The following is a 12,287-nucleotide window of genomic DNA, read 5'->3' on the forward strand; positions in this document are numbered from 1 at the left end:
ATCAGTCGAACGCCCGTGGATGGGGGTCCGAGGTCAGCCGGTAGATGTGAGACAGACTACTCACCACGTCGGCGATGGTCGGCAGCTCGCTCGCACGGCGGACAGCCTGCTCGCGGCGCCGGGCGAGCTGCCGGTCGTCCGTGAGCAGCGCGGCGATCTCCGTCGCGAGCGCCGCCGCGTCACCGACCGGGACGAGCGCCGCGGCGTCTCCGGTCACCTCACGGGTCCCGCCGGCGTCGGTGGCCACGACGGCCGCTCCGGCCCGCAGCGCCTCCTGGAGACCGAGCGGCTGCCCCTCCCAGACGGCGGTGCTCACCACGACGTCCGCGGCCGTCATGAGATCCATGGCGTCGGTGCGGGCGCCCAGCAGCCGCACGGGCACGTCGCGGCGGGCGATGTCTGCGCTCACCGTGCTCGCGAGCGGACCGTCACCGGCCACCGCCCACACGAAGCGCACCCCGGGAGCGGTCACGAGGAGCTGCGAGGCGGCCGCGCACAGCGTGTCGAGCCCCTTCTGCGGCGCGAGCCGGCCCACGGTGACGAGCAGCCGGTCCTCGGCCACCAGCCCGAGCCCCGCGCGGATCGCGCCGCGCACTGCCCCCGGCGCTGGCGCGTCAGCCGCGGCCGCCCCGGGCGGGGCGGGGACGAGCGCGCGCTCGGCGTGGCGCGCACCCCGACGGCGGGCGAGGTCGACGAGGTCGCCGCTCACTCCCAGCACCTCGTCCGCGCCGCGGGCGACGATCATCTCGAGCACGGCCGAGACGGCGCGCACGGCCCGGGAGCCGACCGGGAGGTTGTGCAGGGTGACGACGGTGCGCGGCCGTTGACGGCGGGGCAGGGACCGTACCGCGAGCACGGCGAGGGCGCCGGCACGCAGGCCGTGGGCATGCAGCACGTCGCAGCCGCTCGCCAGCCGGCGCAGCGCGCGCACGGTTCCCAGGTCGCCGGCACGCGGACGGTCGGCGATCTCCACCGGGGTGAAGGTGACGTCGGGGGCGGTCACCACGAGGGCGCGCACGGACTCCGGTCCGGCGACGCGGACCTCGACGCCCGCGGCAGGCAGTGCTCGTGCGGGTGCGGGTGCGGGCGCGCCCAGCGCCGCAGAGATCTGACCCACGTGCCGGCCCACTCCCCCGGCGCTCGAGCCGAGGACCTGCAGGACCCGGGTCGGTCGGTCAGCGGTCGGTCGGTCAGCGGCGGGGCGGTCCGTCATGGTCGGTCCTCTCTCGAGTCCTCGGGTGTGGCGATGGACGGTGAAGGCGTCTGGGCGGTCTCGCTCGCGGCGCCGCCGCGCCGCACCATGGTCAGCAGCGTCCGGTCCCCGGCGCCCAGCACCGCCGCGACGACGACCAGGGCGAGGAGAGCGGCGAGCACCCCGACGGCCAGGGAGACGACCAGCGAGGCGTCGTCGGGCAGCAGCCGCGTGCACAGGAGGTACGCGAGGGTCGCCCCGGCGGCGCCGCCGACGAGGAGGACCACTGCGGTCCGCCCGACGCCGGCCACCGCTCCGGCACCGGCCCGGCGGCGCAGCGCGACGAGGAGGACCACCCCGGCCACGGCCATGCCGAGGGAGTTGGCGGCGCCGATCGCGGCGAGGGTGGTCGTGCGGTCGTCGACCCCACCGGTGAGGACGGCCGGCAGGACGAGGGCGAGCACCGAGACGACCGACCATCCGGCCGCCGCCCCGATCACCGCGGAGCGTCCGCCGTCGAGCGCGTAGAGCGTCCTGGACAGGTGGAACAGCAGGGCGAAGCCGACGAGGCCCGGAGCGGACCAGGCGATCGACGTGGCCATCCCGTCCGCGCCACCGGTGGTGAAACCGTCGAAGAAGGCCTCGACGGCGGGGGCGACCGCGACGAGTGCTGCGGCGCCGGCCCCGGAGACGGCCAGGACCGCGCGGGTCGACATCGAGCTGAGCCGCGCGAAGCCGGGGGTGTCCCCCGCGTCGGCGCGGGCGGCCAGGCGCGGGAAGGCGCTCGTGGCGAGCGGCACGGCCAGCACGGCGTAGGGCAGCACGTAGACGGCCTGGGAGTACTGGTAGACGTTGAAGGCCCCGGAGCCGCCGTACTCCCCTGCGGCGAGCATGACCACGACCACGGACACCTGCTGGGCGACGAGCGCCCCGATCCCCGCGAAGGCCAGCCGGGTAGCCCGCTGCCCGACGCCGGGCGGGAACCTCAGCGCCGGACGCAGCCGCAGACCGGTGCGCAGGGCGGGGATGAAGAGCGGCAGGCTCATGGCCGCCACGCCCGCCGTGGTCCCCCATGCCAGCCAGCCGAGGGCGCCCGTCGAGAGCAGCTCCGGCTGTCCCTGGTGGCCGTCGGCGAGCGAGCCGAAGACGAGGTAGGCCCCGATGACGACGATCGAGGAGAACATCGGCGCGGCCGCCGGCCAGAAGAAACGTCGGTTGGCCTGCAGCACGCCGGAGAGCACCACACCGATCCCGTACAGCGGGACCTGCAGGGCGAAGATCACGAGGAAGTACGCGGCGATGTCGGTCTCGCGTCCCGCGCCCACCTGCGGAAGCAGGTCCACGATGGGCCGGGCGAAGACGGCGACCAGCACAGCGAGCGGGACGAGGACCACGACGGCCCAGGTGAGCAGCGCCGAGGCGATCTCGTCGACCTCCACGCGCGCCTTGCGCAGCAGCGGGCCGGCCAGCAGCGGGACGACGGCTCCGGCCAGGGCTCCCCCGGCAGCGACCTCGAACAGGACGTTGGGCAGGACGTTCGCGGCCGCGTAGGCGTCGGCCACGCCTCCGGTGCCGAGCTCCTTGGCCTGCACGAGCCACCTGCCGAAGCCCAGCAGCCGGCTCAGGACGGTCACTGCCGTGATCATGATCGCCGCGCCCGCGAAGGTCTGGGTCGCGGCGATCAGCCGGGCTCTCACTCCGCTGCGCTCTCCGTCGCCGCCGGGGCACGCCGTCCCCAGGCGTCGACCGCTGCGAGCCACGGCGTGTCAGCGATGACCTGGGAGAAGCTCACCTTCTCGCTCGCCACGGTGAGGGCGACCAGCGTCACCAGGGCGGCGCACCGGACCGGACGGGGTGCGCTGAGGGCGACGGCGCTGCCGAGCAGCGCACCGAGGGCGTTCGCCCCGCCGTCGCCGAGCATGTCCGCCTCAGCCAGGTCTGTCGGCGCGGCAGCCAGGCTCGCACCGAGCACCGGGGCGACGTGGGCGCCGTGGCCGGTCACGGTCATCGCCGAGGCGGCCAGGACGCTGGCCTTGAGCGCCCGCCCGGGGCGCAGGTCCAGCAGGTTGACGAAGTTGGCTGACGCGGCGATCAGCGCGCCGTCGATCCCTACGTCCAGGAGCCGCGCTGCCGGCGCGGCGGAACGGTCGGAGCCGATCGCGGCTGCCGCGACGGCCGTGGCGCCGATCCCCAGGACCTTCAGGGCGCCCGTGGTCAGCTCGCCGTGCATCGCTGCGCCCAGGTGCCCGCGCAGTCCCTTGGACCGCGAGGCGGTGTCCTCGGCGAGGTCGTCGTAGACCCCGAAGGCTCCCGCGCCGACGACGGCGACCACCTGTGCCGCGGTGGCGGAGCGCGACGAGCACGCGCCGCCGGCCAGCACCCCCGCCACCAGGCCGGCGACGACGGCCGGCCCTTCGAGCAGGCTGATCGGCTCACCGCGGTGGTTGCGCCGGGTCCACAGCGCGTCACCGCCGGGAGTGCGCCGCTCGAGCGCGGCACGAGCTGCGAGGGTCGCCGCGGCCGCGACGGCTCCGGCGGCGAGCCACCGGCCTGTCGAGGTCATCCGGCGTCGCCCTCGGTCGGGAGGTCGTCGCCCTCACCGGGCGCCTCGCCCTCGCCCGTGCCGTCGCCTGCGGGCATGCGCACGACCGGCTGGAGGGCCACCGCCGGCGGAGCCGGAGCGGTCGAACCTTCGCCGATGCCGAACTGTCCGACCTGGCCGTTGATGCGCGCTGCCAGGCTGAGCGGCACGTTGACCGCGCCGGTGATGCGCTCGATCCCGGTGACGGTGGTCAGTGAGGATGCGAGGTCCGAGTCAGAGCGGATCACGGAGACGAGGTCACCCTTGACCGGCACCGTCCCGGCGACCACGACGCCTTCGGACCCCTCCTGCGCGGCGGTGACGAGCTTGACCTCGATCGCGGAGGCGGCGGCCAGGTCGTCGTCCTGAGCGGGGGTCTGGTCACCAGAGGTGTCCTCGACCGTGGGGGTCAGCACGACGAAGGCGTCGGCGGGGGCCTGCGGCTCCGTGAGCACCTCGACGAGCCCGCCATCGACGAGGATCGCCCGGACGAGCACGGCGTCGGAGGAGAAGGCGTCGGGGTTGGCGGGGTCGGCCTCGGTCAGGGAGTCCACCAGGACCCGCGACAGCGTGGCGTCGAAGCCATCGGTCGCCGGGGCGTCGAGGTAGTCCGCGACGGACGTGGCGTAGGACTGACGGGCGTCGGCCTGGTCAGGGTCGGTCCAGGCGTCGGTGACCTGCACCCGGGCGGAGACGGTCGCACCCGCGGCGACGATCTGCTCCTGCACGCTGTCGTAGACGGCGTCGTCGATCGCACCGGTCTGGACGATCGCGACCCGGCGTCCGGGCAGCACGCCCTCGAGCAGGGACGGCGCCGTCGCGGTGATGAAGGACTCCGTCTCGGTCAGCGTGGCACCTGAGGCCTCCAGCTCCGTGCGCAGGGCGTCCTTGTCGGCGCGGAGCGCGTCGACCTGGCCGGTGAGCTGGTCGCCGATGGACTCCTTGAGGGGACCGGCGCCGAGGATGATGCCCACGGCCAGAGCAAGGAACACCGAGATGAGGGAGACGATGTGGTACCGGAAGTCGATCACAGGTGCAGATCTTTCTGAGGCAGGGCGCGGGAAGGAGGCGAGACGGCAGGGGTCACGACGTCCACCACGCCAGGTGGTACAGCCACGACCAGAAGTCGTCGAGCCGCGCGCCGATCAGCCCCATGGACGCCTGCCCGGCCGAGGTCGAGGTGATCGCGGCGGCGACGGCGACGAGGCCGGCCACCGCGAGAAGGATGAGCTGTGCGTTGGAGATCCGTCGCCGGTACAGCCGCGAGACGCCCTTGGCGTCGACGAGCTTGCCGCCGACCCGCAGCCGGGTGAGGAAGGTGCTGGCCATGCCCGCGCGTCCCTTGTCCAGGAACTCCACGAGCGTGGCGTGCGTCCCGACCGCCACGATGACCTCCGCCCCCATGTCGTCGGCGAGCAGCATCGCGATGTCCTCGCTGGTCCCCGCGGCCGGGAAGACGACGAAGGGCACGTTGAGCGCCTGGATGCGCTCCTTGCCCGGCGCGCGGCCGTCCCGGTAGGCGTGGATGACGATCTCCGCGCCGCAGCGCAGCGTCTTGTCCGAGACAGAGTCCATGTCCCCCACGATGAGGTCAGGGGTCCAGCCGGCCTCGATGATCGCGTCGGCCCCGCCGTCGACCCCGATGAGGATCGGGCGGTACTCCTTGATGTAGGGCCGCAGCGTCTGGAGGTCTTCCTTGTAGTGATAGCCGCGGACCACGATGAGGACCTGGCGACCGGCGATCTTCGTGCTGATCTCGGGCACGCCGACGCCGTCGAGCAGCAGGTCCTTCTCGCGCAGCAGGTAGTCCATCGTGTTCGCCGCGAAGGACTCCAGCTGGGCTGACAGGCCTTCACGGGCGTCCTCGAGGGCGGCGTCTACGGTGGCGGCGTCCTGGACGATCCCCTCGGCGACCAGCGTGCTGCCCAGGTAGACGGCGCCGTCCTGCACGCGCAGCGTCTTGCCCTCGCGCACGGACATGATGTCCGCGCCCAGGTCGTCGATGAGCGGGATCCCGGCCTCGATGAGGATGGAGGGACCGAGGTTCGGGTAGCGGCCCGAGATCGACTTCGCGGCATTGAGGACGGCAGCCGGTTGCGCGGCGACCAACGTGTCCGCCGCCACCCGGTCGATGTCGAGGTGGTCGATCACGGCGATGTCGCCGGGGCGGATGCGCTTGGTGAGGTCCTTGGTGCGACGGTCGACCTTCGCGGTGCCGACGATCCCCTCGAGGGGGGCGGCAGTCTCGCGCGTGGCCGTCTTTCTGGTGAAGAGATTCATCGCCATCATGATCTCACAGCGGCCAGGGCCAGCAGCTCTGCGGCGTGGCTCAACGCCACCTCGGAGTCCTCCTGACCGGAGAGCATCCGGGCGAGCTCCTGCACGCGGTCGCTGTCGGCAACCACACGGATCCCGGACTGGGTGATGGCATCCTCGTCTCCGCTGCCGTCCCCGGCGCCTGAGTCACCGGGACCGGATGTGCCCTTCGTCACCACGAGCTGGGCGTCGGCGAAGGCCGCGACCTGCGGGAGGTGGGTGACCACGATGACCTGGGTGGTCTGCGCCAGCCGGGCCAGGCGACGCCCGACCTCGAGGGCAGCCTTTCCGCCGACCCCGGCGTCGACCTCGTCGAAGACCATCGTCGGGGTGCGACGAGCACCGGAGGCGTCGGAGGTCGCCAGCGCGACCTCGATCGCGAGCATCACACGGGAGAGCTCTCCCCCGGAGGCGCCCTTGCCGAGCGGCCGGGGCGGTCCCCCGCGGTGCGCGCTGAGCAGCATGGTCACCGCGTCAGCGCCCCAGGGACCCAGCTCCTCGAGGGGCTCGACGCTCACGAGCAGCGTGGCCCCGGCCATCGCCAGGCCGGTGAGCTCCTCGGTCACTGCCTCGGCGAGGGCGCTGGCGGCGGTGGTGCGTGCGGCAGTGAGCTCGGCGGCGACCGCGGTGAGCTCGACGTCGAGGCCGGCCACCCGCTCCTGGAGCATCTCGATGCGCCCGTCGTCGTCCTCAAGGTCAGCCAGCCGCTGGGCTGCGGTCTCCGACCACGCCAGGACGGCGTTGACGTCCTCGCCGTAGGAGCGGGTCAGGTGCCCCAGCTCGGCCCGGCGGGCCTCCACGGTCTCCAGGCGGGCCGGGTCGGCGTCGAGGGCGGCGAGGTAGCCGGAGAGCTCCGCGGCGATGTCAGACAGGGTGTACCCGACGTCGCTGAGGCGGCGTCCGATCGCAGCCAGCTGCGGGTCGAACTGTCCGCCGTGCTCGGCGAGACGGCGGGCCTTGTCGATGACGGCGACGGCGTTCGCGTCGACGTCCGAGGCGACGTCGCTGAGGTCGTCCCCGGCCACCGCGGTCAGGGCGTCCCGGGCGGAGATGCGCAGCTCCTCGGAGTTGCTCAGCCGCTCCGCCTCCTGGGCGAGCTCGGTGTCTTCGTCGGCCAGCGGCGCGATCCGCTCGATCTCGGCGAGCCCCAGGCGCAGCAGCTCGGCCTCGCGGACGCGCTCCTGGGCTCGTTCGGTGAGCTCGGTCAGCTCGGCGACGGCCCGGCTGCGTTCGTTCCACCTCTCGCGGTAGGAGGACAGCAGCGCTGCCAGGTCCGGCCCGGCGAAGGAGTCCAGGGCTTCGCGCTGGCGCTGAGGGGAGCGCAGACGCATCTGGTCGGACTGGCCGTGGATGGTGACGAGGTCGTCGGCCATCTCGGCGAGGATCGCCTGAGGCACGGAGCGGCCACCGAGGTGGGCGCGGGAGCGTCCCTGAGCGGCGACCGTCCGCACGATGACGAGGGTGTTGTCGTCGTCGAGCACTCCCCCGGCGTCGTCGATCTTCTCGGCGAGGCCGGGGACGTCGACGAGGGCCCGCCCTTCGACGACGGCCGCACCGGTGCCCGAGCGCACGGTCTGCGCGTCGGACTTGCCGCCCATGAGCAGCCCGAGCCCGGTGAGGATCATGGTCTTGCCCGCGCCGGTCTCGCCGGTGATCGCGGTGAGCCCGGGTGAGAACTCCACCCGGGCGCGGCTGATGACGCCGAGGTTCTCGATGCTCATCTCCAGCAGCACGCCGATCACCTGACCTGTTCTGGTGCGTGGACGGAGGCGTCGGGGCGCTCCACGGGCAACTCGTCCGGGCTCGCCTGCGGCAGCGATTGCGGCTGTGCCTGGGGCTGCGCCGCCGCGGCTCGCTCCTGGGCGGTGCCGCGCCATCCCACGACCGGCAGCGAGAACTTGCTCACCAGCCGGTCGGTGAACGGTGCCTGGTTGAGCCGGGCGAAGCGCAGCGGGGTCGCGCCGGTGCGCACCTCGACCCGGGAGCCCACGGGCAGCGCGGTGCGGCGGCGTCCGTCGGCGATGAGCACGCCCTCGGCTCCTGACCGGGTGGTCACCTCGACGGCGAACTGGGACCGCGGACCGACCACGAGCGGGCGCGCGAAGAGCGCGTGAGCCGACAGCGGGACGAGGAGCTTGGCGTCGACGTCGGGCCACATGACGGGGCCGCCGCCGGAGAAGGCGTGCGCCGTGGACCCGGTGGCCGTGGCCATGACCACGCCGTCGCAGCCGAAGGAGGACAGCGGGCGGCCGTCGACCTCGATCGCGACCTCGATCATGAGGGTGCGCTCACCCTTCTCGATGGTCGCCTCGTTGAGCGCCCAGTCCCGCACGGGCTCGTCCCGGCCGGGCAGGTGGATGAAGACGTCGAGGACGCCGCGCTCCTCCACGACGTAGTCGTGGTCGGCGATGCGGCGCACCGCCTCGGGGAAGTTCTCCCGCTCGCTCTCGGCCAGGAAGCCCACGTGCCCGAGGTTGACCCCGAAGAGGGGCACCTGGGTGCCGTGGGTGATCTCCGCCGCGCGCAGGATGGTCCCGTCCCCGCCCAGCACCATGACGAGCTCGGTGCCGTCCAGGGAGCTGCGGGCGTCGTCGAGCTCGAACTTCTCGGTGCCGAGCTCGATCGCGAGGTCGTGGTCGTGGAGCAGGACGTCGAAGCCCGCGGCGCGGAGCTCGGGCACCGCCTCGCGCAGGCCGAGCACCGCTTCGTGGCGTCCGCCGTGCGTGACGACGAGGATCTTGCGGGTCACGATCGTCCTCCGGTAGTTGGTGTCGCGTCCGGGGTGACCCAGTACGCGACCGTCGCCGCGCCCAGCGGGTGCGCGACTGCCCGTTCGATCGTGTCATCTCCGGCCGGGATCGGCGGGGCGGCACGCGTGAACCACACGAAGTACTCACGGTTGCCGTGCGGTCCGGGCAGCGGGCTGGGGATCACCGCTCGCACGCCGACGCCCGCGCCGGCGGCCGCGGTGGTCACCGACCGCACCGCCTCGCTGCGCAGGGTGTCGCTGCGCACCACTCCCCCGTGGCCCAGGCGTTCACGCCCCACCTCGAACTGCGGCTTGACCATGAGGACGAGGTCCGCGTCAGCGGGCACCGACCGGACGATCGCCGGCAGGATGAGCGTCAAAGAGATGAAGGAGACGTCTGCCACGACGACGCTCGGGACCGCGGGAAGGTCCGCGGTCGTGAGCTGGCGGGCGTTGAACTTCTCCATGACCTGGACCCGTGGGTCCTCGCGCAGCTCGGGGACGAGCTGATCGTGGCCCACGTCCAGGGCGATCACTGTCCGCGCGCCGCGGCGCAGCAGGACGTCGGTGAACCCTCCGGTCGAGGCGCCGACGTCCAGGCACACCGCGCCGCTGACCGGCGGTGCGGCGTCGCCCAGGGCGGTGAGCACGCCGTCGAGCTTGAAGGCAGCCCGGGACACGAAGCCCGGGTCGTCGACGTCAGGACGCACGGTCAGCACGGAGTCCGCGGTGACCGGGGTCGAGGCGCGGGTGACCGTGATCCCGTCCACGCTCACCCGACCGTCCTTGAGATGGGCGGCAGCCTGGGTGCGTGAGCGCGCGAGCCCGCGGCGCACGAGCTCGGCATCAAGACGTGCCGTCAGTCTCGTCCGCGGTGCCTGCGACGCCTCGGACAACGTCCCGGCCTGATTCTCGCTCACCCGTGCTCCGGTTCCTCGAGGGCGGTCTGCAGCGACCGGTGGATCGACTCGTACACCGCGACGTGCTCGGAGACAGGCAGCGCGTCGAGGGTCGCGAGGGCGTCAAGGGTGCCAGAGGTGTCAGGGGCGTCGAGAGCGTCGACGGTCTGGAGCGGGTCGGCGCCGCCGTGGGCGCTGAGAACCTCCGGGAGGGGGCCGGGCCCGACTGCAGGGTCACCTGCGCCGGTCGCCGACAGCATCGTCTCAGTCACGCCACTCATCTCCTCGTGCACGGCGTCGCTGCGCCGATCGAACATCTCAGGACGCCACGGTACCGCGCCTGCTGCTACCTCCCTAGACGCCCACAGGGACCGTCGCAGGCGCGCGGCCTGCGGACGGTCCCTGCGGAGGGTCTGGGACACGGTCACACGGCGAGGTCGGGAACCGTCGTCGGGTCGACGACGCCACCGGCGTCGGTGAAGGCCCACGCAGCCGCGCATGCAGCGCGCACGAGGTTGACGGGGTCGCTGTCGCGGTCCCCCTCGCGCAGCTCCAGGCGGCCGTCGACGACGCGGGCGGCCGAGCCGTCACACTCCCACCAGCCCTCTGCCGCCTCGGTGGGGGCGGTGTGCGGGACGAGCAGGGCGCGCAGGTCGGCGCCGATGAAGTCTGGACGCTCCCCCGGGTGGGCCAGGATGTCGTCCCGGGCGCTGTTGACACCGGTGAGCACGTGCAGGCCCGGGTACCCGCCGGAGCGGGCTCCGGCGAGGTCGGTGTCCAGCCGGTCGCCGATCACGAGCGGGCGGGCCGCACCGGCTCGCTCGATCGCCATCGCGTACATCGCCGGAGAGGGCTTGCCCGCGCTGAACGGCTCGACGCCGGTGGCGGCCATGACCGCACCGACGAGCGCCCCGTTGCCCGGAGCGAAGCCCCGGGCGGTGGGCAGCGACAGGTCGCGGTTGCTCACCACGTGCACCGCACCGCCGGAGACCGCGTAGGCGGCCTCGGCGAGGTCGGCCCAGCCGAGGTCAGGCGCAAATCCCTGAGCCACCGCATCCGGTGCGTCGTCAGCAGAACGCACGACGACGTAGCCGGCCTCGGTCACCGCGGTCAGCAGCCCCGCGCCGCCGACCACCAGGACGCGTGCCCCGGGGTCGACGTGGTCGCCGAGCAGCCGCGCACAAGCCTGCGCCGCCGTCATGACGTCGTGCGGCTGCGCGGGGATGTCCAGCGAGCTGAGCTGGTCAGAGACGGACTCCGGCTCACGAGAGGCGTTGTTCGTCACGAAGACGAGACGCATGCCCTCCTGGCGCGCGGACCGCAGACCGTCGGCGGCGAACTGGATCGGCTCGTGACCCTTGTAGGCCACACCGTCCAGGTCCACCAGCGCCAGGTCGAAGGCCTGAGCGAGCGGGAGCGCGCTACCGCGCAGCGTGGCGCTCACGCCTCGTCCTCGTCACCAGCGCTGACGGAGTCGCCGTTGTCGGCCTCGGTGGTCGCAGCTGCGTCGACGTCGTCGGCCGTGGCCGGGGCGTCGTCGTCTGCATCGGCGACTGCGGAACTGTCCGAGACGTCGGACGCCTCGTCAGAGTCGTTGTCGTCGGACGCGTCAGCGGCCTCGTCGGGAGAGGCGTCGGTGTCCCCGGCCTCGTCCTGCAGGTCGAAGACGACCACGTCGGCGCCGCTGTCCGGGTCAGCGAGCAGCGCCCGCTCCTTGGGGCTGAGCGTGGAGAGCAGCGCAGCTGCTTCGTCGGCGCGGCCAGCCGCCTCGAGCACGCCCATGCGCGCCTCGATGACGCGCACGGCGAGCTCGCGGTTGCCCTTGGGCACCGTGATCGAGGACAGGACCGCCTCGGCGGCCTCGGTCTCGCCGAGGTCCAGACGCGCACCGCTGACGACGATGGCCAGCTCGACAGCCTGCTCCTCGTCGAGGCTGGCAGCCTCGGGGGACGCAGCCAGGGCGATGGCACGCTCGGGACGCTCGAGCCCACGCTCGCAGTCGGCCATGATGGCCAGGTGCTCGGAGGAGCCGTTGAGACGGCGCACGGTGCGCAGCTCGCGCAGCGCCTCGGCGAACCGGCCGGTGCTGTAGGCGGTCAGGCCAGCAGCCTCACGGACGATGTCGACACGACCGGCACGTCGGACGGCCTCCTGAGCGTGCTGGTAGGCCAGCTCAGGGTCGAGGTCCATGAGCTTGCCGGCGGCGACCAGGTGCAGCCCAACCATCTCGGCGTTGTCCTTGCTCAGCGTGCGCAGGCGGCCACGAGCATCGCGGTCGAGGTCCGAGAAGGAGATCCCTTCGGGGAGCTCAGGCGCGTTGGACCGAGCCGACGCGTCGTCGTCGCGGCCACCTGCGGCGGGCCGGCTGTCGCGGACCGGGCGGTCGTCACGACGCGGGCCGCGGTCGTCGCGCGGAGCAGACGACCGGGGAGCCGACGAGCGGGGCGCACTGCTGCGGTCGTCACGGTTGTACGCAGGGCGGTCGCCGTAGGGACGGTCCTCACGCGGGGCGGAGGAACGCGGCGCGCTGCTGCGGTCGTCACGGTTGTA

At 73.2% G+C, this 12,287-nt stretch carries 11 protein-coding genes; all 11 read right to left on the reverse strand.

Annotated elements, in window-relative coordinates; genetic code table 11:
- Position 1 precedes the first annotated feature (1 nt).
- Entirely contained in the window at positions 2 to 1,213 is a 1,212-nt protein-coding gene (locus SS2_RS09225) for a glycosyltransferase family 4 protein (RefSeq protein WP_066463331.1), read from the reverse strand.
- Positions 1,210 to 2,889: a murein biosynthesis integral membrane protein MurJ gene (gene murJ, locus SS2_RS09230; RefSeq protein WP_245643481.1), complete on the reverse strand. Its 1,680-nt coding sequence runs from the start codon at positions 2,887 to 2,889 to the stop codon at positions 1,210 to 1,212. Before murJ ends, SS2_RS09225 begins: the two co-directional genes overlap by 4 nt.
- Positions 2,886 to 3,755 carry a hypothetical protein gene (locus SS2_RS09235; protein WP_066463333.1) on the reverse strand — a complete coding sequence of 290 codons (870 nt, stop codon included), beginning with the start codon at positions 3,753 to 3,755 and terminating at the stop codon, positions 2,886 to 2,888. The genes murJ and SS2_RS09235 overlap by 4 nt, the downstream gene beginning before the upstream one ends.
- Positions 3,752 to 4,804: a copper transporter gene (locus SS2_RS09240; protein WP_066463335.1), complete on the reverse strand. Its 1,053-nt coding sequence runs from the start codon at positions 4,802 to 4,804 to the stop codon at positions 3,752 to 3,754. Before SS2_RS09240 ends, SS2_RS09235 begins: the two co-directional genes overlap by 4 nt.
- Before the next feature lie 52 nt (positions 4,805 to 4,856).
- On the reverse strand, positions 4,857 to 6,053 hold the full coding sequence (gene steA, locus SS2_RS09245) for a putative cytokinetic ring protein SteA (protein ID WP_066463336.1): 1,197 nt from the start codon (positions 6,051 to 6,053) through the stop codon (positions 4,857 to 4,859).
- Positions 6,054 to 6,058: 5 nt separating this feature from the next.
- Entirely contained in the window at positions 6,059 to 7,822 is a 1,764-nt protein-coding gene (gene recN / locus SS2_RS09250; RefSeq protein ID WP_066463348.1) for a DNA repair protein RecN, read from the reverse strand.
- A gap of 5 nt (positions 7,823 to 7,827) precedes the next feature.
- On the reverse strand, positions 7,828 to 8,838 hold the full coding sequence (locus SS2_RS09255; protein ID WP_083942074.1) for an NAD kinase: 1,011 nt from the start codon (positions 8,836 to 8,838) through the stop codon (positions 7,828 to 7,830).
- Entirely contained in the window at positions 8,835 to 9,758 is a 924-nt protein-coding gene (locus SS2_RS09260; RefSeq protein ID WP_369405210.1) for a TlyA family RNA methyltransferase, read from the reverse strand. Before SS2_RS09260 ends, SS2_RS09255 begins: the two co-directional genes overlap by 4 nt.
- Positions 9,755 to 10,009: a hypothetical protein gene (locus SS2_RS09265; RefSeq protein WP_157607279.1), complete on the reverse strand. Its 255-nt coding sequence runs from the start codon at positions 10,007 to 10,009 to the stop codon at positions 9,755 to 9,757. Before SS2_RS09265 ends, SS2_RS09260 begins: the two co-directional genes overlap by 4 nt.
- A 152-nt stretch (positions 10,010 to 10,161) precedes the next feature.
- A complete protein-coding gene (locus SS2_RS09270) occupies positions 10,162 to 11,181 on the reverse strand; it encodes an HAD-IIA family hydrolase (RefSeq protein WP_066463340.1) in 1,020 nt (339 codons plus the stop codon).
- Positions 11,178 to 12,287: hypothetical protein (locus SS2_RS17955; protein WP_245643482.1), on the reverse strand; the 1,110-nt coding region annotated here is incomplete at its 5' end. The genes SS2_RS17955 and SS2_RS09270, both read right to left, overlap by 4 nt.

The organism is Sanguibacter suarezii NBRC 16159, from assembly GCF_001552735.1.
GTDB lineage: Bacteria > Actinomycetota > Actinomycetes > Actinomycetales > Cellulomonadaceae > Sanguibacter > Sanguibacter suarezii.